Origin of the sequence: Corynebacterium sp. HMSC072A04, from assembly GCF_001809235.1 — a bacterium.
In the GTDB taxonomy this organism is placed as follows: Bacteria; Actinomycetota; Actinomycetes; order Mycobacteriales; family Mycobacteriaceae; genus Corynebacterium; species Corynebacterium hiratae.
Genome location: NZ_KV796747.1, coordinates 1 through 20,398, shown reverse-complemented (window position 1 = coordinate 20,398; position 20,398 = coordinate 1). Strand labels below are relative to the sequence as shown.

Sequence of the window (20,398 nt, the reverse complement as noted above, 5' to 3'; positions counted from 1 at the left end):
GACGTGTCTACTTTCCGGGGGTCAGGCCCTATGTCGGTTCGGGCATTAACTGGCTTATGGGCACATCCAAGGTGGAGTCTGTCTGGGCCACGACAGTTGTTTTCCTCGGCCAGTCGGAGACCCCTCTCGTCATCAAGCCGTACCTGCCCAAGCTCACTCGTTCGGAGCTCTACACCTGTATGGTCGGCGGCTTCGCCTCGGTCGCCGGCTCCACGCTCATTGGTTATTCCCTATTGGGCGCACCGTTGGAGTATCTTCTGGCCGCATCCTTGATGAACGCTCCAGGTTCCCTTCTTATCGCCAAGGGCCTCATGCCGGAGACCGAGGAATCTAATCTAGATGCCACGGTCAAGGACGTGCGCGATAACGATTCCAAGAACATCATCGATGCCATCAGTAGCGGTGCCATGGCCGGTGGCAAGATTGCCATTTCAGTGGCCTGCCTCCTCATTGCCTTTATCGCTATGATCGCGATGCTCTCCGCCATCCTCGGCGGCGTAGGTTCCATCTTCGGTCAAGACAATTGGTCTCTTGAAGGCCTCTTTGGTCTCCTCTTCGCTCCGGTGGCATGGCTCATCGGTGTTCCGTGGGATGACGTTATGCAGGTTGGCAACTTCATTGGCCAAAAGACAATCCTCAATGAATTCGTTGGTTACACCGCCTTTGGTGAAAGCATCGACCAGCTCAGTGATAAAGCCATCATGCTCTCTTCCTTTGCTCTGGCGGGCTTTGCCAACATCTCCTCCATCGGTATTCAAATTGGAGCGATCGGCGGCCTCGTACCGGAGCGCCGCGGCGAGATTGCGAAACTCGGGCCTAAGGCCCTGTTCGGCGGCTTCTTGACCAACATGCTCAATGCTGCCATTGTGGGCGTCATCGTCGCCCCCATGGTTCTTTAACCCGCACCAAGGAGAGCCTCTCAGCACGAGGGGCTCTTTTGTTTGTTTTCTCCTAAAGCTGAAGCAATCGGTTCGCTGTTTCTTTGTCGATGACGACATGCGTCGCCAACTTCATGCGCAGCGCGGTATCGATGGCTGCCATCTTTTGAAGCCCACCGGCCACCATGAAGCGTTGCGGAATCGCCTTTAGTTCTGAAAGTGAAATGCCGATAGTGCGCGCATCTATAGCTGGCGAAGCCACCTCCCCATCGGCCGTGTAAAAACGCGAGCATGCATCACCAACGGCCTGGCGTTCAAGCACATGGATCTCCTCTTCACTGAGGTATCCAAGGTTCATCAACAGGCTATCGCGTGAGACAGCTCCCACAGTGAAAACCGCAAGATCAGCGTGGCGCCCTGCATTCAAAATTGAAGAAATGTGTCTATCTTTCTCGACGATTTCTTTTGCTTCCGCAGAGTCGAAAATAACCGGCAGAGGCAGACTTAGAGTCTCGGCTCCAAACGCCGCACTAATGCGCTTGAGCGTATCCATGTCATTCGTCACGCGGATAGAGTGCGAATGTCCGCCTTTGAGCTGTACAATCTCGACTCCAGCCACGCTTTTTGGCTGCATATGCCGCGCCACTGCGTGCATGGTATTCCCCCAGGAAATTCCCACGCTCATACCGTCATGGACAAGTTCATGGAGCATCTTGGCCCCGACGCGCCCCAAGCCCTCTGTAAGCGTGTCTTCATCACCACGAGGGCTAAAGACGAGACGAACATCCTCAAGCCCATAACGCTCCATTAGGCGTTGGCCTAGTTCATCGCCGTCCTCACGGGGATCATGGATTTCGACCGTGACGTATCCGCGGGTTTTGGCATGTTGCAAGAGCTTGGCAACGGTTGGCCGGGACAACCCCATCTCAGCGGCCACCTCGCTTTGGCTCAGCCCTCCGCGATAGTAAAGCTTGGCCACCTGCAGTGATTGTTCGTCACGTAGCTCCATGGTCGATTCCTCTCATCCACTCTGGTTTGAGCCGCAAAAATGGCCGAGCGACGCTTTCCAGCACCACCCAGCCATAAATCTACAGCCGGTTTAAGCGGACTCCTTCGCTTCGTCCGAGTAGACGAACTCCGGCTCGCCGCCGTCAGTCACGCAGTCCTTCGTAATGTGGACGCTGGCGATGTCCTCGCGGTCTGGGAGGTCATACATGATGGGCACGAGCAGCTCCTCCATGATGGCGCGCAGGCCGCGGGCACCGGTCTTGCGCTCGAGCGCGAGCTCAGCGATCGCTTCCAGCGCTGCGTCTTCGAAGTGCAGCTCCGCACCATCCATGCTGAACAGGCGCTGGTATTGCTTGACCAGAGAGTTCTTCGGCTCCACGAGCACCTTGACCAGCGATTCGCGGTCCAGGTTATCCACCGTCGCAACCACCGGCAGGCGGCCAATGAACTCCGGGATGAGGCCGAACTTCACTAGGTCCTCCGGACGCACCTGGGAGAAGAAGTCGACTGATTCCTTCTCATCCTTAGTTTCCAGCTTGGCGCCAAAGCCCACGCCCTTCTTGCCCACGCGCTCCGAAATCACCTTGTCCAAGCCCGCAAAAGCACCGGCCACGATGAAGAGGATGTTCGTCGTATCCAGCTGGATGAATTCTTGGTTCGGGTGCTTGCGCCCACCCTGCGGTGGGATAGCTGCCACGGTTCCTTCAAGGATCTTCAGCAGCGCCTGCTGCACGCCCTCACCGGACACATCGCGGGTAATCGAGGGGTTCTCCGACTTGCGGGAGATCTTGTCCACCTCATCGACATAGATGATGCCGTGCTGTGCGCGCTCCACATCAAAGTCCGCTGCCTGCAGCAGCTTGAGCAGGATGTTCTCCACATCCTCGCCCACGTAACCAGCCTCGGTCAGGCTGGTGGCATCCGCAATGGCGAAGGGGACGTCCAACAAACGCGCCAAGGTCTGCGCCAGGTAGGTCTTACCGGAGCCCGTCGGGCCCAGCATCAGGATGTTGGACTTAGAAATCTCAACTTCTTCATCCTGCGCCTTCTTCCGGCGGCCCTCCAGGCCCGCGGCCTCCTCAGCCTTGATGCGCTTGTAGTGGTTGTACACAGCCACCGACAACACGCGCTTGGCCTGGTCCTGGCCAATGACGTACTTATCCAGAAAAGCCGAAATCTCCGAAGGACGCGGAAGGCGCATCTCCTTCTCTTCGTCCGCCTCGGCCTGAGCCGCGCCGAGCTCCTCCTCGATGATTTCGTTGCAAAGCTCGATGCACTCGTCACAGATGTAGACGCCGCCGCCGGCGATAAGCTTCTTCACCTGCTTCTGGCTCTTTCCACAGAAGGAACACTTGAGCAGGTCAGCGCTTTCTTGCATACGTGCCATGAAGGCCTTTCAACTCTTTTCTCTGGGGTTATGGTGGGGCGATTTTACCGCAGTTTGTTCCACTCTAGTAAACCACTCAGACTCGAGCGCTATTCCTCACTCAGCGGCGCGCCCTTGAATTTAAAACGGCAGTTAGTAGACATAGACAGAGCGGTTCACTAACTTACATCGAAACCGCTCTATCAGCAGAAAGATTTTCATGGACATCCGCGAACTCATCGACCGCTCCCCCATGGGCGCGCGCCAGTGGCTCATCATCGCCATTGCCCTCTTCCTCAATGCCCTCGACGGTTACGACATGGTCGCCATGGCCTTCGGCGCCGGCACCGTCAGCGAAGAATTCGCGCTGTCCGACTCTTCCCTCGGCTGGCTCCTGTCCGCCGCCCTCATCGGTATCGGCCTTGGCTCGCTCTTCCTCGCCCCGTTGGCTGACCGCCTCGGGCGCACCACGCTCATCACGGTCTCGCTCGTCATCGATCTCGTCGGCCTCGTCCTCACAGCCCTTGCGCCTACCTTTAGCCTCTTGTTGCTGTGCCGCCTCATCACCGGCATCGGAGTCGGCGGCGTGCTTGTCTGCGTCACCGTCCTCGTCAGCGAGTATTCCAACCTGCGCTTCCGCGGCCTGGCCGTCGCCATCTACGCCTCCGGCTATGGCCTCGGTGCCTCCTTCTGCGGCGTTGTCGCCTCTTCCTTCGATAGCTGGCAGCCCATCTTCTGGGTCGGGGCAGCACTCACCGTTGTCGCCCTTATCCTCACTGTTGCCTTCGTCCCCGAGTCCGCCGACTTCCTCGCCGCGCGCGGCCGCATAGATTCTGTCCGTACCATCGCTGCCAAACTCGGCCTCACGGGCGAAGTCAGCGTCCGCCCCCGCACCGCCCACAAGGCCTCCTTCAAGGACCTCGTCTCGCCGCAGTTCCTGCGCACCTCCATCAAGCTGTGGCTGGCCTTTAGCTTCATCATGTTTGCCTACAACTTCACCTCACAGTGGACCCCGAAGCTCCTCACCGCCGAGGGCCTTACCGCCCAGCAGGGCATCATCGGCGGCATCATGCTCTCCTTCGGCGGTGCTATCGGTGCCATCCTCTACGGCCTGTTCACCACCCGCATCGACGCCCGCCCCCTGCTCATCGTCTTCTGCCTTATCTCCTCCGTCGTCCTCGTCGGCTTCATTAACTCCACTGCAGTACCTTCCCTGATGTTTGCCCTCGGCGTTGGCGTGGGTCTTACCCTCAACGCCTGCATCTCCGGCCTCTACACCGTCACCCCGGAGGCTTACCCCTCAGCGCTGCGCACCACCGGCACGGGTGCCGCCATCGGCATCGCTCGCGTGGGCGCTACCCTCGCCCCCATCCTGGCGGGCTACCTCCTCGAAAGCGGCTGGACCCCCACCGGCCTGTACACCCTTGCTGGTGTCACCGCGGTGCTGGCCGCAGTCTCCCTCATCGGCGTGCGCGCCTACACGGCAACCACCAAGCAGACAGCACCCGAGACCGTGGCGGCCTAGGCTGGAGGGCGCACACAGACCCAACCGCTGAGGAGCAGCACATGTTTGACCTTCAAGACCAGGTTGCCATCGTCACCGGCGGCGCCGCCGGCATTGGTCGCGGCATCGTTAGCGCCCTGCGCGAAGCAGGTGCCACGGTCGTCATCGCGGATCTCAACCTGGAGGCCGCGCAGAAGACCGCCGCAGACCTCGGTGTGGACGCCCTGCTTGTCGACGTCACCTCGCGCGACTCCGTCCGCAACCTTTATGGGGACGTCGTCAAGCGCTATGGCCGCATCGATATCGTCTGCTCCAACGCCGGTGTCTTCCCCAACTGCTCGCTCGAGGACATGACCGATGAGCAGTGGGACACCATGTTCGCCATCAACACGCACGGCACCTTCACCGTAGTGCAGGAGGCGCTGCCCCACATGAAGAAGGCGGGCTACGGGCGCATCGTCATCACGACGTCTATTACCGGCTCGCACACCGGCTACCCAGGCTGGGCGCACTACGGCGCTTCGAAGGCCGCGCAGCAAGGTTTCATGCGCTCCGCAGCGCTGGAAGTTGCCCGCGATGGCATCACCATCAATGGTGTGCTCCCCGGAAATATCCTCACCGAGGGCTTGGAGGGTCAAGGTCAGGAGTACCTCGACCAGATGGCGCGCTCCATCCCCATGCACCGCCTGGGTTCCCCGCGCGATATCGGCAACGCCGCCGCCTTCTTGGCTTCCCGCGAGGCGGGCTACATTACCGGGCAGACCCTCATCATTGACGGTGGCCAGATCCTTCCCGAGTCCCCCGAGGCTATCCTGCCGCCCTACGAGGCTTAAGCACGAACGAAGCCCCGCTATCTACTAGACAGCGGGGCTTTAGTCTTGCTCACTTAGGCGTTGAGCTTGCGGTAATCAAAGACGGTATCGATGAGACCGTACTCGACAGCTTCCTGCGCGGTGAGGATCTTGTCGCGGTCGGTATCGATGCGCACCTGCTCGGCGGTGCGGCCGGTGTGCTCAGCCAGGGTCTCCTCCATGAGGCGGCGCATGCGCTCGATCTCGTTGGCCTCGATCTCAAGGTCCGACACCTGGCCCTGCGTGCCCTGCGTACGCGGCTGGTGAATCAGCACACGAGAGTTCGGCAGAGCGGCGCGCTTGCCCGGAGCACCGGCTGCCAGCAGCACGGCGGCAGCGGAAGCAGCCTGGCCCAGGCAGACGGTCTGCACGTCAGGACGCACGTAGCGCATGGTGTCGTAGATGGCCATCAGCGCGGTGAAGGAGCCACCCGGGGAGTTGATGTACATCGTGATGTCGCGGTCCGGATCCTGGGATTCCAGGACCAGCAGCTGCGCCATGATGTCGTTAGCAGAGGTGTCATCGACTTGGGTGCCCAGGAAGATGATGCGCTCTTCAAAAAGCTTGGAATACGGGTTGGTGGTCTTCGATCCCTGTGCGTTCTGCTCAATGAACTCCGGCAGAACGTAGCGGGAAGAAGGCATCTGAAGGTTAGACATAGTGATAAAGCTCCTTGTTCCCTAGTTGGTGATAGGACCGTTGACGGACTCGATGACGTGGTCGACGATGCCGTATTCTTTGGCCTGCTGGGCGGTAAACCAGCGGTCGCGGTCCGAATCCTTAGTAATTTGCTCGAAGGTCTGGCCCGTGTGCTCAGCGATGAGCTCCGCCATCTCACGCTTGGTCTGCGCGAACTGCTCCGCCTGGATGGCAATGTCTGCAGCAGTACCGCCAACACCGGCAGAAGGCTGGTGCATCATAATGCGGGCGTGCGGCAGCGCGTAGCGCTTGCCCTTGGTGCCGCCTGACAGCAGGAACTGGCCCATCGAGGCAGCCAGGCCCATGCCATAGGTAGCCACGTCGCACGGCGAGTACTTCATCGTGTCGTAGATGGCCATGCCCGCGGTGACCGAGCCACCCGGGGAATTGATGTAAAGCGAAATATCGCGCGTGGGGTCCTCTGCGGACAGCAGGAGGATCTGGGCGCACAGTTTGTTGGCAATCTCATCATCCACCTGGGTTCCCAGGAAGATAATGCGCTCGCGCAGCAGGCGCTCATACACGCTATCGCTCAGATTCATACCCGTAGACGACGAGTTCATTGAAATCTTCTCAGACATTAATAGTTCTCCTTCAAGTGAAGAATGCTTTAACTGGCCCCACCTTACCGGCATTCCTCTCAAACTTGGCCTCTGTTCGCTATGAGCGTTGGGGCGCAGCACCAAAGGCGCATACGGAAGCTGGGTTAACATTTGCTCATGTCTGTTTCCGAGCTATCCACCAGTACCCAGAACTATTTGAAAGCAATCTGGGGGCTAAAGGAATGGTCGTCCGAGCCCGTTACCGCCACACTTATAGCGAAACAGTTGGGACTCAAGCTCTCCTCGGTTTCCGATGCAGTGCGCAAAATGTCGAAGCAAGGGCTCGTGTCACACACGCCCTATGGCTCTGTGGAGTTAACCGAACTTGGCAGGCAGTACGCATTGGTCATGGTGCGCCGCCACCGATTGCTCGAGTCTTTTTTGGTTCAAGCATTGGACTACACGTGGGACGAAGTCCATAATGAAGCCGAAAATCTCGAACACGCGGTGTCCGACATGCTCATAGAACGTGTGGATAAGTTCCTTGATTACCCCACTAGGGATCCGCACGGCGATCCTATCCCTACGGTTGATGGACAGATCACAATCCCCAGTGCACACCGTCTCACCGACAGCGGTGCACAACCGCAAGTGACCGTGGAACGCATTTCTGATTCCGACCCAGAACTGCTGAAATTCCTTGAAGAGCGCGGCATTGTCACTGGGGCTGTTCTTAGCACGCGCGAGGGAGCGCCCTTTTCAGACTCTCTCGAAATACAGGTGGCCGGCAGCACTCAGTGGGTAGTGCTTGGACGCCCAGCTACCGACGCAGTGTTTGTAGCACACCACAGCCGTTAGACCTTCCCCTTTGCATTAATCCTACTCTCACCTGCCCTTTTCAAAACTACGTTGGGCCGTAGTTGCAACTACGCCATTGCGTAGTTAGTCTTTTCGAATATCACCTATCCCACTTATGGCTAAGGCCAGGATGAGCAGGATTGCTATGTCAGACTCACCAGATTTGGTGTATTTTTCTAGCGTTTCAGAAAACACAAAAAGATTCGTCGAACGCTTAGATAGACCCGCGGTGCGCATTCCGCTGCGCCCCAAGAAAACCGGGATGATCCAGGTTTCACACCCGTACGTACTCATCGTTCCCACCTACGGCGGAGGCTCGCTCAAACGCGCAGTCCCCAAACAGGTCATCGACTTCCTCAATGACCCAATCAACCGCTCCTTTATCCGGGGCGTTATTACCTCAGGGAATACCAACTTCGGAAGTGCTTACTGCGTCGCCGGACGCATCATTTCCGCCAAGTGCCACGTACCGGAGCTGTATCACTTCGAGCTTCTCGGCACCCAGAAGGACATTGCCGCCGTAAAGCAGGGCCTTCAAAAATTTTGGGAGCAGCAAAAGCAGCTAACGATGACACCCCATTAATCCCCCACAAGATGAAGAACACATCCGCATCACACAGATTGGACAACACAATGCGGCCTCTTGATGCCACCCCCACACAGACTATTGGCGCTACGCCCCGCACTGCTTCAGCAGACAATGCCGGCGGTGTCGGCAAGCGCAAAAGCTACCACGCACTCAACGCGCAGCTGAACTTGTTCGACGCTTTTGGAAAAATCCAGTTTGACAAGGACATTCAGGCAGCACAAGACTATGTCACACACCATGTCGCTCCCCGCATGCATCAGTTCGATTCCACCAAGCAACGCTTGGAATGGTTGGTTGATAACGAGTACTACGAGCGGGATTTCCTTGAGCTTTATGATGACGCCTTTCTGTGCGCCATGTACGACAGAGCACACCAAGCTAAACACCAGTTCCGCACCTTCCTCGGCGCATTTAAGTTCTTTACTTCATATGCACTGAAAACCTTTGATGGCTCGCGATTTCTGGAAGGCTACGAAGAACGCGTCGCCACCACAGCTTTGTACCTTGCACAGGGCGATGAAGAGCTTGCGGGGAAGCTGGTGGATGACATCATGACCGGACGCTTCCAGCCCGCCACCCCTACTTTTCTCAACGCAGGAAAAGCCCAGCGTGGCGAAATGGTCTCCTGCTTCCTCCTTCGCATCGAAGACAATTTGGAAAGCATTGGCCGCAGCGTGAACTCTGCACTGCAGCTTTCAAAACGCGGCGGTGGTGTGGCCTTGTTACTGAGCAATCTGCGCGAATCCGGAGCCCCAATCAAAAAGATTGAGAACCAAGCTTCCGGCGTAGTCCCAGTCATGAAAATTCTGGAAGATAGCTTCAGCTATGCCAACCAATTGGGCGCTCGACAGGGCGCTGGAGCCGTCTACCTACATGCGCACCATCCAGATATTCTTCGTTTCCTGGATACCAAGCGGGAAAATGCCGATGAGAAAGTCCGCATTAAGACTCTTTCGCTGGGAGTTGTTATTCCAGATATAACCTTCCAGCTGGCCAAAGAGAACAAGGATATGCATCTTTTTAGCCCGTATGACATCGCTCGCGAGTACGGCGTAGCCATGTCTGACATGTCTATCACCGAGTATTACGACGAGCTGGTTTCCAATCCGCGAATTTCTCACACGACCATTAAGGCCCGCGAGTTTTTCACCACGCTGGCTGAGCTTCAGTTTGAATCCGGATACCCCTACATACTCTTTGAGGATACGGTCAACCGCGCTAATCCCCTCAAAGGACATATCAATATGTCCAACCTGTGTAGTGAAATCCTCCAGGTCAACACGCCATCCACCTACGGAGCTTCGGGTGACTACACCACCGTCGGCCAGGATATTTCCTGCAATCTAGGTTCGCTCAACATTGCGAAGGCTTTTGAATCACCGGACTTTGGGGAGACCGTCGAAACCGCAGTACGTGCCCTCACGAAGGTTTCAGACCTGACGAATATCGAAGCTGTTCCTTCCATCGCTCACGGAAATGCCTCCATGCATGCCATTGGTCTGGGCCAAATGAATCTCCACGGTTTCCTGGCTTCCAAGCGTATTCCTTATGGCTGCGCCGAGGCACTGGACTTTACAAATATTTATTTCCTCACGGTGACCTACCATGCGCTCCGCGCATCCCATGCACTCGCGGTTGAAAAAGGTCAACGATTCACAGGCTTCGAAGAATCCACCTATGCCACTGGCGCCTACTTTGACAAATACATCGACCAAGACTGGGCGCCAGCCACTGAACACGTAAAACAGCTCTTCCACGAAGCAGGCGTACAGATCCCCCAACGCGAGGATTGGCTACGGCTCAAGAATCAAGTGATGCAAGACGGCATCTACAACGCCTACTTGCAGGCAGTTCCACCCACTGGATCAATTTCCTACATCAATGACTCCACCGCGTCCATCCACCCTATTGCCTCCAAGATTGAAATACGCAAGGAAGGCCGCTTGGGGCGCGTGTACTACCCCGCACCGGAAATGACCAACGACAACCTGGAGTATTTCGATGACTCCTACGCCGTGGGATACGAAAAAATCATCGACACCTACGCCATGGCCACCCAACACGTGGACCAAGGGCTTTCCCTGACCTTGTTCTTCACCGCTGATACCACCACGCGGGACATCAACAAGGCACAGATCTATGCCTGGAAAGCCGGAATCAAGACCCTCTACTACATCCGTTTACGCCAATCCGCGCTCCAAGGAACCGAGGTCGAAGGCTGCGTCTCCTGTGCTTTGTAGAAGCACGGTCCTCCCCTTGTCCACAACCATCCACTCAGAAAGAAAGAAGCTATGTCTTCAACATCGAACAGTGCTGAACTAACCAGCATTTCAGTTACACCGCCGAGCTACCGGCATGATCCTTCAGCCCGCATCCGCGCCATCAATTGGAACCGGGTGAGCGATGACAAGGATCTTGAAGTGTGGAACCGTCTCACCGCTAACTTTTGGTTGCCAGAGAAGGTCCCGCTTTCTAATGATCTCCCGGCATGGCAGAGGATGACACCCGAGGAACGCAACCTCACCATGCGGGTGTTCACGGGACTCACCACCCTGGATACTGTCCAGGCCACCGTGGGTGAAATCTGTCAGATTCAAGATGCCCGCACCGAACACGAGGAGGCCGTGTATACCAACATCGCCTTCATGCAGTCAGTCCATGCCCGTTCTTACTCTTCAGTGTTTTCTACCCTGAGCAGTACAAAGGAAATTGATGAAGCATACCGCTGGGCGGTGAATAATGACCTTCTCCAGGCACGCGCCAAGAAAGTGCTCGCGCACTATTTTGGGCCGGATCCACTGAAACGCAAGGTGTCATCGACGCTGCTTTCCTCGCTGCTTCTCTACGCGGGTTTCTATCTTCCCTTGCACTTTTCTGTCCACGCCACCCTGACAAATACGGCAGACATGATTCGCCTCATTCTGCGTGACAAGGCAGTGCACGGCTACTACTCGGGTTACAAGTATCAGCGCGGTCTGGAATCCACGACCCCGCTACGGCAGAAGGAAATGCATGATTTCACCTTTTCTTTGCTCGAAGAACTTTATGCACTAGAGCTGGACTATTCCGGCGAGCTATATGAGCCTTTGGGACTCATGGATGATGTAGCCGTGTTCGTTCGCTATAACGCCAATAAGGCACTCATGAATTTGGGCTACCCGGATTATTTCCCGCCCGAAGAAACGGAAGTGAACCCAGAAATCCTCGCCGCCCTAGCCCCCGGAGCAGATGAGAACCATGACTTCTTCTCTGGATCTGGTTCCTCCTATGTCATTGGTACTGCTGAAGAAACGAGTGATGATGACTGGGATTTCTAAACCTTTTCCGCGACCGGACCAAGGAAGCTGGCTTGAGACCATCGCGCTGTTTGAAGCCATCCGCGAAGGAAACCAACCCGCAGCCATGCGGCTGTTGAATACATCCGCCGCACGAGAGGCCGTCCTCGGGGGTCTTCTAGGGCTCATCGAACTGTACTTCCGCCATGAAGAAGGAGACAAAGTAGATGGCTTCCTCACCGCCGCCCACGCTGCCGGCCCACCACCGGCCTTTGGCTGCAAGCCTTTTCTCCCTTGACCACGTCTCCCTACACCCAACTAAGAAAGAAGGTTTACCATGACCACCCCACGTATCAGCGTTATCGTCGGCAGCCTGCGCCGAGAGTCATTTGCACGCAAGATTGCACACGAGGTGCTCACGATGATCCCTGAAGACTACGAGGCAAACATCGTGGAAATCCGTGACTTGCCGCTCTATGACTTCGACTACGATGACCCCGCCGTCACGGACAAGCCCACTCCGGCTGAGTACACCACCTTTCGCGAGACCATCAAGAACTCGAGCGGGATCCTCTTCATTACGCCAGAGAACAACCGCACTATCCCTGCCTGCCTCAAGAACGCAGTGGACATCGGCTCTAAGCCCAACTCAGATGTGGCGTGGAAGAACCTTCCCGCAGGTATCATTAGCCACTCTGTAGGCCGCATGGGCGGCTACAGTTCACAGAAGAACCTTCGCCTCGCCCTGTCCTACTTCGATATGCCGCTCCCTGGTCAGCCCGAAGTATTTCTGGGCCAATCCCCCACCCTTTTCGAAGAGTCCGGACATCTCAATCAACGTACCGCAGACTTTGTCAAGGATTACGTCATGCGCTTCCTGCAGCTAACCGACGAGGCCGGTAGAGCCACGAACGGCTAGCGATATCCCTAGCCAACACCCATCACGCCCTCTACGAAGTACTCAAAGACTCCTAGAGGGCGTTCACAATGACAAAACCCCGGATTCAGGCTCATCCTTGAGTTACCTGAATCCGGGGTTTCATGCGCGCTCGCCACCACACATGTGGCAGCAGCGCGTTACAAGCGGGAGATTACTTCTCCTCGGAAGCTTCAGCAGCGTCCTCTTCTTCGATCTCACCGAAGTACTGGTCAACGTCAACCTTGTTGCCGGCCTCGTCGGTAACCTCGGCGCGGCAGATAGCCGTTGCCAGGGCCTTGCCGCGGCGAACGTCAGAGAACAGGTTGCCCAGCTGGTTGCTGGACTGCAGCTGCTGGATGAACTGGTTCGGGTCCATGCCGTAAGACTGCGCGGTGAACAGGATGTGGTCGGTCAGCTCCTGCTGGGACACCTCCGGCTCCTCGATCTCAGCCAGGGCGTCGAGGAAGAGCTGGGTGCGAACGGATTCCTCAGCGGACTTGCGAGCATCAGCGTCGAACTCCTCGCGGGTCGTGCCCTGTGCCTCAAGCAGCTGGGCCAGAGCCTTCTCGTCGTGAGCCAGCTGACCCATGACCTGGTGCAGCTGAGCGTGAACCTGCTCATCAACGATGGAGGACGGCAGCTCAAAGGAAACCTCTGCCAGAGCGGCCTTCAGGACCTCATCGCGGATGGCGGCAGCCTGCTCGGACTTCTTGGACTCTTCGACGCGGGTCTTAGTGTCCTCACGCAGCTCGTCGATGGTGTCAAACTCGGAGGCCATCTGTGCGAACTCGTCGTCGAGATCCGGCAGCTTGCGCTCCTTGGTCTGCTGGACGTGGACCTTCACGGTGGCCTCGTCGCCCTCGTGCTCACCGGACTGGATGGTGGTGGTGAACTCGTTGTCCTCATCGGTCTTCATGCCGCGCAGTGCGGTGTCGAGGCCCTTAATCAGGTTGTCGTCACCGATGCGATAGGTCATCCCCTCGTGGGAAGCCTCCTCCAGCTTGGTGCCATCAACCTCGGTAGTGATGTCGATGACAGCGAAATCACCGGTCTTCATCTTGCGCTTGGTGTCCTTGAGCTCACCGAAGCGGGAAGCCAGGTCCTCGAGGGCCTTGTCGACGTCTTCATCGCCGATCTCGAGCGCCGGCACCTTGACGGAAATCTTGGAGAAGTCCGGCACCTCGAACTCGGGGCGGATATCTACCTCAGCGGTGAACTCGACAAAGTCGTTGTCCTCCAGCTTGGCAATGTCGATCTCCGGCTGACCAATGACCTTGAGATCGTTTTCGGTAACAGCCTGCTCGTAGCGGGACGGCAGCATGTCGTTGACGACCTGCTCGAGGATGGGGCCACGACCAAAGCGGGCGTCGATAAGCTGGCGCGGAGCCTTGCCCTTACGGAAGCCCGGGATGGAAACCTGCTGCGCGATCGCCGCGTAGGCCTGATCGATTTCCTTGTCCAGCTCAGCGAACGGAACGTTGACGGTGAGCTTGACGCGGGTATCGCTCAGCTTGTCTACGGTGGTCTTCACGAGAAACTCTCCTGATTGTGATCGTTTAAAGATGTAATTAAGGGGCCTGGATGTACGTCCAGGCCCCCATACGTCGGGGCGACAGGATTTGAACCTGCGACCCCCTGCTCCCAAAGCAGGTGCGCTACCAAGCTGCGCCACGCCCCGTATGGAAAGCCTCTACGCCCGGAAGTTCCGCACGCAGCTGCGCTTCATACTGGGGCTAGTGTACCGATAGGCGCTTAGCTATCCCAACACCGGCCCCAATTTAACTTCATTCGTGCATGTCAGAGGCGCTTTTATTCTTTAGAAGTCGAAGTCAAAATCAAACATTCCACCATCGCCTCCGTCACCGCCAAAGAGGCCATCGAAGAAGCCGCCATCGTCGCCTCCTCCGACATCGCCAGCGCCCATATCACCGGCTCCGTCCATGGCACCGCCGTCCATGCCTTCAGCGCCGCCGAGGTCTCCACCCCAGTCGCCGCTTTCAGCCGCCGCGGCGGAGTAGCCCACTCCCGCCATGCCGGCAAACATCGCGTTAAACATCATGGAGTAGCCCACCATCCACACGCCGGTGGTCAGCGCATCGGCCCACCACGGGCGGGAATACCAACCGGCCGGGACCGGGCGTCCAGCCACGACACCGCCCGGGTAGTAGTTGGGGGTTTCTGCAGATGCGCTTGGCGACGCCGTCAGCGTCTCCCCGTTGGCCTCCACCGTGCGGGTCTCCGTCACCTTGCCGGCCTGGCGCTGACCTTCCAGCGGCGGCAGCTCAGGACCCGGGTCCATGCCCATAATCTCGCGGGCGGCCGCAACATAGTAAAGACCCTCCAGCGCAGATTCGCGCGCTAGGTGCGCTTGCTTGACCGTCGTGGCCTGGGAAATCGCGGAGTTGGCGGCGGTAAAACGCTCGGATGCATCCGCCATGGCCTGCTGGGAGGCGGTGTCCGTTCCGCTTAAGTTCATGACCTGGCCACCAAGGCGCTCGGTCCAGCGGCGCGCATCCGCCATCGCATCATCGAAGCGCTGGGATTCCCGCAGCTCCTGCTGCTTTTTCCCGCTTCTCGAGGAGAGGAACCATGCGCCGCCGCCGACAATGAGGACAAGGAGCAATAACGAGCTCACGAAAGCACCACTTTCATCTAAGAGTCGAATTGTGCGTAGTTATGATTGTGTACCTATCCAAAATAACGATCTTTGCCCTCTTCTAGTTCCCATTTTCGTTTCAGCACCCACGTGCGCTAAAGTAGTTCGCACGCCGATTCAACGGCTTTCAAAGTCGAAGCTTTGAAAGTTTGAGATCGTCGGTTGTGGGAATGTCGTATAGTGGCTAATACCTCAGCCTTCCAAGCTGAAGACGCGGGTTCGATTCCCGTCATTCCCTCCACGAAAAGCTGCATTGACCACCTATTTTAGGTAGCCGGTGCGGCTTCAGTCGTTTTTCACATTCGTTAGCGCCCATGGCTTGTTTTGCCGCCGCATCATGCCTGGCCATGCATCTTTTCTGTCAGAATGCGCCGCCCCTACGTAGAGTGGGCCGCATGACTGTACCCAATATTGAACTCAACGACGGCAACACCATCCCCCAGCTCGGCTACGGCGTCTTCAAAGTAGACCCCGACAAGACCGAGGAACTGGTCCTCGAAGCCCTCAAGGTGGGCTACCGCCACATCGATACCGCTGCCATCTACGGCAACGAGGAAGGTGTGGGCCGCGCGATTGCCAAGTCCGGCATCCCGCGCGAGGAGCTGTTCATCACCACGAAGCTGTGGAACGACCGCCAGACTGATGCGGCCGCAGCTCTCGACGAGTCCTTGGAGAAGCTAGGTCTCGATTACGTGGACCTCTACCTCATCCACTGGCCCTGCCCAGATAACGGCCACTACGTCGAGGCATGGAAGCAGCTCATTGAACTAAAGAAGGCCGGCAAGGCCAAGTCCATCGGTGTTTCCAACTTCGAACTCGAGCACCTGGACCAGCTGGAAACCCAGACTGATGAAACCCCCGTGGTCAACCAGGTGGAGCTGCATCCCTACCTGCAGCGCTGGCGTGAGCTCGATGCCTTCCGCGCCCACCAGGTGCACATCGAAGCCTGGGGCCCATTGGGCCAGGGCAAGACGGATCTCTTCGAGCAGCCGGAAATCACCGAGCCTGCCGAGAAATACGGCGTTTCCCCCGCTCAGGTGATTATCCGCTGGCACCTGCAAAATGGCGTCATCGTGTTCCCGAAGTCCGAAAACCCGGAGCGCATCGCGCAGAACTTCGATGTATTCGGCTTCGAACTCGATGAATCCGAGATGGCTGCGATTACTGATCTTGACCTCGGGGAAGAGGGCCGCGGCGGCACTCACCCCAAGGACATGAACTAGGCCTCCGGAAGCTCCGGCGGAATGTTGGTGCGCTCGTACTCAGCAAGAATGTCGATGCGGCGCTGGTGGCGCTCAGCACGGGACCATTCCTGATCCAGGAAGGCATCCACGATCGCGAGTGCCTCCTCCTCGGAGTGCATGCGGCCACCGATACCGATGAGCTGGGCGTTGTTGTGCTCGCGGGCCAGGCGTGCGGTCTCCGGGGACCACGCCAGGGCGCAGCGCGCGCCCTTCACCTTATTCGCGGCGATCTGCTCGCCGTTGCCGGAACCGCCCAGTACGATGCCGAGCGAGCCCGGATCGTTGACGGTTCGCAGCGCGGCCTCAATGCAAAATGCCGGGTAGTCATCCTCGGCGTCGTACTCGTGGGCACCGCAGTCAATGACGTCGTGGCCCTGCTTCTTCAGGTGCTCGGCGATGATGTTTTTCATCTCGAACCCTGCGTGGTCTGCTCCTAAATAAACGCGCATGGCCCACATCCTACCGGCCTGTGGGCCATCCCACGCACTAAACCTGCGGGGATTCGGTGCGGGAGCGCTTGAGTTCGAAGAAGTACGGGAACTTGGCGAGGCGCACGGAGGCGTCGAAAAGCTCGCCGGCTTCCTCGCCGGTGGGAACGCGGGTAATGACCGGGCCGAAGAAAGCGGTATCGCCGAACTTCACCACCGGGGTGCCGACCTCATCGCCAACCTCAGAGATGCCGCGGTTGTGGAACTCGGTGAGCTTCTCATCCATCTCTTCGGTGTTGGCCACGGAGGCGAAGGTGGAGGGGAGGGAGACGTCGTCAAGCGCCTGCTTGATGATGTCGTCGTAGGCGCCGTAACCCTTCTTGCCGCCCTGGCCCTCCGTGTGGATGCGGGTGCCCATGGCGGTGTAGAAGGCGTCGACCTTGTCCGGGGCCTCCACGGCAATCTTGGCTGCTACGCGGGCAGGGCCCCAGTTGGCCTCCATCATCTTCATGTACTCCGGGTCCAAGTCGCGGCCCTTGTTGAGCACCGAGAGGGACATCGGCTGGAAGGTCACCTCGATATCGCGGACCTTCTCCACCTCTTTAATCCAGCGCGAGGTCAGCCATGCGAAGGGGCAGGAGCAGTCGAACCAGAAGGTTACTTGTTGGGCCACAGTAAATCTCCTTTGCTTGTGTAGTCTGTGGCACCCCACCCTAGGCGTATGACTACGCTGGTGCAGAGACTTAATCACCGACGAAGAGGAGTAACCTACATGACCTCGATTAACCTCACCCGCGAGGAAGCCCAACAGCGCTCCGGCATGCTGGAGGTAAGCCACTATGACGTTGCCCTCGACCTCACCGGGGAAGAGTTTTTCACCTCCACCACGGTGGTGAAGTTCCGAGTTAAGAAGGCCGGTTCTACGTTTATTGACTTGCGCGGTGACGAGCTTCTCGAGGTCCGCCTAAACGGCGCTCCCCTGCCCACCAGTGCTTATGACCCGACGTACGGGATCCCGCTGTCGGGTTTGCAGGTGGCGGAGTATGAGCTGAAGGTCGTGGCGAAGATTCGATACTCCCGCACGGGCGAGGGCCTGCACCGCTTCGTCGACCCGGTCGACGGCGAGGCTTACCTCTACACCCAGTTCGAGACTGCCGACGCCAAGCGCGTCTTCGCCTGCTTTGACCAGCCGGATCTGAAGGCTACGTACTCGCTGGCTCTTGAGGTTCCGGAGCACTGGACAGTGATTACGAACTCCCCCATCACGCGTTCAGGCAACACCGTGCGCGCGGCGGTGGATTACCCGCTGTCGACGTACCTGATTGCTCTGTGTGCGGGCCCGTATGTGGGCGTGACGGATACGTGGACGGGCACGCTGGCGGAGCACCCGGAGGGCTCGCCTGCTAAAACCGTTGAGGTGCCGTTGGGTATTTATTGCCGCCCCTCGCTGCTGGATTCGCTCGACGCCGAGCGCCTGTTCACGGAGACCAAGCAGGGTTTTGATTTCTACCACCGCAACTTCGGCTTTGCCTACCCCTTTGGCAAGTACGACCAGATTTTCGTTCCGGAGTTCAACGCCGGCGCAATGGAGAACGCCGGCTGCGTGACCATCCGCGACGAGTATGTTTTTACGTCGCAAGCCTCGCACTACAAGTACGAGCGCCGCGCGGACACCATTCTGCACGAGCTGGCGCACATGTGGTTCGGTGACCTCGTGACCATGCAGTGGTGGGATGACCTGTGGCTCAACGAGTCCTTCGCCACCTGGTCGGCGGCGATTTCCCAGGCGGAGGAGACCCAGTACGACACCGCGTGGGTGACCTTTGCCAACGTGGAGAAGGCGTGGGCCTACCAGCAGGACCAGCTGCCCACGACGCACCCGATTTCCACGGATGCCTCCGATATTGAGACTGTGGAGCAGAACTTCGACGGCATCACCTACGCCAAGGGGGCGTCGGTGCTGAAGCAGTTGCAGGCGTACGTGGGCCGCGAGAATTTCTTCGCTGGCGTGCGCCGCCACTTCCAGGAGCACCAGTGGGCCAACGCTACTTTCGGGGATTTGCTGCGCCACCTCGAGGAGGCCTCGGGGCGCGACCTGTCCTTCTGGGCACAGCAGTGGCTGAAGACCACGGGAGTGAACACTCTGGGTGTGGCGTTGGAGACGGACGAGTCCGGCACCATCACACAGGCCTATCTCACCCAACGTGGCGATACTCTGCGCACCCACCGCGTCGCCGTCGGCGTCTACGCCCTGCAAGGAGAGAAGGTGGTGCGCACCGAGCGCATCGAGATGGATATCGATGGCGCCTTTACCGAGATTCCGGAACTCATTGGCCGCAAGCAGGCGGACATCGACTTTGTGCTGCCTAACGACGATGACCTGACCTACTGCCTCATCGAGCTGGACGCCGGTTCCCTGCAGTTCCTGCAGGAGAATATCGACAAGTTCGAAGACCCCATGGCCCGCACTCTGTGCTGGTCCACCGCGTGGGAGATGACCCGCGCAGGCTCGATGCGCGCCCGCGATTTCGTCGCACTCGTGGCCCGCGGTGCGGCGGCGGAGACCGAGCTCGCCGTGCTGGAGCGCATCCTCTCCCAGGCCGCTATGGCCCAGTCCACTTACGCCGACCCGGAGTGGGCAAAGGAGGATACGCAGCTTGCCGACGCCCTCCTTGACGGCGCCCGCTCCGATGACACCGCGCGCTCCATCGTCTTCACCCAGGCGCTGGCCGGCATCAAGCTTCACGACGCCTCCCGCACCTTCTTCCAGGAGCTCCTTCAGACTTCCTCGGATGCGGGCCTACGCTGGAAGGCGCTCACTGCGCTCATCGCCGATGGCTCGCTTGCCGACGTCACCGGCCCCGAAGCCGCCGGCGCCGCCATGACGGCGGTGGCTGAGGAACTCAACCGCGATAACACCGCGACGGGTTACCAGGCCTCGCTTAAGGCGTTGGCCGCCGTAAACACCGAGGACAACAAGCGCGCGGTGTGGGACGAGATTGTCGCCGGTGAGCTGGGCAACCGCGACTTGGAGTCGAAGCTGGCGGGCCTGACGTTCGTAGGCGCCGACGAGCTCCTGCCGAGTGCAGAGTTCTTCGACGTGGCGGAAAAGATCTGGTCCGCGCAGTCCAACGAGATTGCCTTGACCACGGTGACCGGGTTGTTCCCGCGCTGGGATGTCAGCCAGGAGACCCTCGACCGCGCCGATGAGTTTCTCTCCCGCGATCTGGCCGGTGGCCTGCGCCGCGCCGTGACCGAGCAGCGTGACCGCCTCGCCCGCGCCCTGCGCAACCGCGCCGTCGACCGCGGTTAGCACACGCATCTAGCCCCTCCCCTGAGGGGCTTTTCTCATGCCAGTTCCGAGCCCGTGTTTGGCGCTTATCCCGACCTGTGATCCACAATCTCCCCACTACACGTGACGCATCCCTTCTAAGCAGGGATTTTGTTCCTCCGGTTGCGAGGCTGCGGGTGCTGCTTTAATCTTCGTGCCCATGGGGGATATCGAAACCTACCTCCGCCTCCGCAACTTGGGGATTGCGCTGGTGGAAAACATACCTGGCACACCCGATGAGCTTCGCGCG

Annotated in this window: 19 protein-coding genes and 2 tRNA genes; 12 read left to right on the top strand and 9 right to left on the bottom strand. The window is 58.5% G+C overall.

Annotated elements, in window-relative coordinates; genetic code table 11:
• Window positions 1–899: NupC/NupG family nucleoside CNT transporter (locus HMPREF2565_RS02030; RefSeq protein ID WP_071406806.1), on the top strand; the 899-nt coding region annotated here is incomplete at its 5' end.
• Window positions 900–951: 52 nt separating this feature from the next.
• Here the strand turns inward: HMPREF2565_RS02030 and HMPREF2565_RS02025 are convergent.
• Together HMPREF2565_RS02025 and clpX are read right to left on the bottom strand one after the other, a co-directional pair.
• A complete protein-coding gene (locus tag HMPREF2565_RS02025) occupies window positions 952–1,887 on the bottom strand; it encodes a sugar-binding transcriptional regulator (RefSeq protein WP_049154338.1) in 936 nt (311 codons plus the stop codon).
• Between the two features lie 90 nt (window positions 1,888–1,977).
• Window positions 1,978–3,273 carry an ATP-dependent Clp protease ATP-binding subunit ClpX gene (clpX, locus tag HMPREF2565_RS02020; RefSeq protein ID WP_046648969.1) on the bottom strand — a complete coding sequence of 432 codons (1,296 nt, stop codon included), beginning with the start codon at window positions 3,271–3,273 and terminating at the stop codon, window positions 1,978–1,980.
• Window positions 3,274–3,472: 199 nt separating this feature from the next.
• Between clpX and HMPREF2565_RS02015 the strand changes: the two genes are divergently transcribed.
• Both HMPREF2565_RS02015 and fabG read left to right on the top strand, forming a co-directional pair.
• Window positions 3,473–4,777, top strand: coding sequence for an MFS transporter (locus HMPREF2565_RS02015; RefSeq protein ID WP_071406805.1), 1,305 nt, complete (start codon window positions 3,473–3,475; stop codon window positions 4,775–4,777).
• A gap of 41 nt (window positions 4,778–4,818) precedes the next feature.
• Window positions 4,819–5,589: a 3-oxoacyl-ACP reductase FabG gene (gene fabG, locus HMPREF2565_RS02010; protein WP_071406804.1), complete on the top strand. Its 771-nt coding sequence runs from the start codon at window positions 4,819–4,821 to the stop codon at window positions 5,587–5,589.
• Window positions 5,590–5,642: 53 nt separating this feature from the next.
• Here the strand turns inward: fabG and HMPREF2565_RS02005 are convergent, their stop codons facing one another.
• Together HMPREF2565_RS02005 and HMPREF2565_RS02000 are read right to left on the bottom strand one after the other, a co-directional pair.
• Window positions 5,643–6,266 (bottom strand): ATP-dependent Clp protease proteolytic subunit, encoded by a 624-nt coding sequence (locus HMPREF2565_RS02005; protein ID WP_070447792.1) that lies wholly within the window; start codon window positions 6,264–6,266, stop codon window positions 5,643–5,645.
• Window positions 6,267–6,287: 21 nt separating this feature from the next.
• A complete protein-coding gene (locus HMPREF2565_RS02000) occupies window positions 6,288–6,887 on the bottom strand; it encodes an ATP-dependent Clp protease proteolytic subunit (protein WP_010190917.1) in 600 nt (199 codons plus the stop codon).
• A 138-nt stretch (window positions 6,888–7,025) separates the two neighbouring features.
• Between HMPREF2565_RS02000 and HMPREF2565_RS14365 the strand changes: the two genes are divergently transcribed.
• The 6 genes from HMPREF2565_RS14365 to HMPREF2565_RS01970 all read left to right on the top strand — a co-directional run bounded on the left by HMPREF2565_RS14365 (window position 7,026) and on the right by HMPREF2565_RS01970 (window position 12,489).
• Window positions 7,026–7,706, top strand: coding sequence for a metal-dependent transcriptional regulator (locus HMPREF2565_RS14365; RefSeq protein WP_070512005.1), 681 nt, complete (start codon window positions 7,026–7,028; stop codon window positions 7,704–7,706).
• A 145-nt stretch (window positions 7,707–7,851) separates the two neighbouring features.
• Complete coding sequence (gene nrdI, locus HMPREF2565_RS01990) at window positions 7,852–8,289, top strand: class Ib ribonucleoside-diphosphate reductase assembly flavoprotein NrdI (protein ID WP_012715214.1); 438 nt, start codon at window positions 7,852–7,854, stop codon at window positions 8,287–8,289.
• A 50-nt stretch (window positions 8,290–8,339) separates the two neighbouring features.
• The gene (nrdE, locus tag HMPREF2565_RS01985; RefSeq protein ID WP_070512000.1) at window positions 8,340–10,535 is read left to right on the top strand and encodes a class 1b ribonucleoside-diphosphate reductase subunit alpha; all 2,196 of its coding nucleotides are present in this window, start codon (window positions 8,340–8,342) and stop codon (window positions 10,533–10,535) included.
• Between the two features lie 51 nt (window positions 10,536–10,586).
• Entirely contained in the window at window positions 10,587–11,612 is a 1,026-nt protein-coding gene (gene nrdF / locus HMPREF2565_RS01980) for a class 1b ribonucleoside-diphosphate reductase subunit beta (RefSeq protein ID WP_083306706.1), read from the top strand.
• Window positions 11,596–11,868 (top strand): hypothetical protein, encoded by a 273-nt coding sequence (locus HMPREF2565_RS01975; RefSeq protein WP_034655492.1) that lies wholly within the window; start codon window positions 11,596–11,598, stop codon window positions 11,866–11,868. Before nrdF ends, HMPREF2565_RS01975 begins: the two co-directional genes overlap by 17 nt.
• A gap of 39 nt (window positions 11,869–11,907) precedes the next feature.
• Window positions 11,908–12,489, top strand: a complete 582-nt coding sequence (locus HMPREF2565_RS01970) for an NADPH-dependent FMN reductase (RefSeq protein ID WP_049154325.1) — start codon at window positions 11,908–11,910, stop codon at window positions 12,487–12,489.
• A gap of 172 nt (window positions 12,490–12,661) precedes the next feature.
• Here HMPREF2565_RS01970 and tig read toward each other — a convergent pair whose 3' ends face one another.
• From tig to HMPREF2565_RS01955, 3 genes are all read right to left on the bottom strand, one after another.
• The gene (gene tig, locus HMPREF2565_RS01965) at window positions 12,662–14,020 is read right to left on the bottom strand and encodes a trigger factor (protein ID WP_070511997.1); all 1,359 of its coding nucleotides are present in this window, start codon (window positions 14,018–14,020) and stop codon (window positions 12,662–12,664) included.
• 73 nt (window positions 14,021–14,093) lie between these two features.
• A tRNA-Pro gene (locus tag HMPREF2565_RS01960) sits at window positions 14,094–14,167 on the bottom strand.
• A 138-nt stretch (window positions 14,168–14,305) separates the two neighbouring features.
• Window positions 14,306–15,124, bottom strand: coding sequence for a hypothetical protein (locus tag HMPREF2565_RS01955; protein WP_070511994.1), 819 nt, complete (start codon window positions 15,122–15,124; stop codon window positions 14,306–14,308).
• Window positions 15,125–15,311: 187 nt separating this feature from the next.
• On the opposite strand from HMPREF2565_RS01955, the gene HMPREF2565_RS01950 reads away from it, so the two are divergent.
• Both HMPREF2565_RS01950 and HMPREF2565_RS01945 read left to right on the top strand, forming a co-directional pair.
• Window positions 15,312–15,386 (top strand) — tRNA-Gly (locus tag HMPREF2565_RS01950).
• Window positions 15,387–15,540: 154 nt separating this feature from the next.
• Window positions 15,541–16,368: an aldo/keto reductase gene (locus tag HMPREF2565_RS01945; protein ID WP_035117630.1), complete on the top strand. Its 828-nt coding sequence runs from the start codon at window positions 15,541–15,543 to the stop codon at window positions 16,366–16,368.
• Here HMPREF2565_RS01945 and HMPREF2565_RS01940 read toward each other — a convergent pair.
• Window positions 16,365–16,838, bottom strand: coding sequence for a ribose-5-phosphate isomerase (locus tag HMPREF2565_RS01940; protein ID WP_046647313.1), 474 nt, complete (start codon window positions 16,836–16,838; stop codon window positions 16,365–16,367). The two genes, HMPREF2565_RS01945 and HMPREF2565_RS01940, sit on opposite strands and share 4 nt — an antisense overlap.
• Before the next feature lie 37 nt (window positions 16,839–16,875).
• Window positions 16,876–17,490: a mycothiol-dependent nitroreductase Rv2466c family protein gene (locus HMPREF2565_RS01935; protein ID WP_070511991.1), complete on the bottom strand. Its 615-nt coding sequence runs from the start codon at window positions 17,488–17,490 to the stop codon at window positions 16,876–16,878.
• A gap of 99 nt (window positions 17,491–17,589) precedes the next feature.
• Here HMPREF2565_RS01935 and pepN point away from each other — a divergent pair, with 99 nt between their 5' ends.
• Window positions 17,590–20,130, top strand: coding sequence for an aminopeptidase N (gene pepN / locus HMPREF2565_RS01930; RefSeq protein WP_070511987.1), 2,541 nt, complete (start codon window positions 17,590–17,592; stop codon window positions 20,128–20,130).
• Window positions 20,131–20,398: the final 268 nt, after the last annotated feature.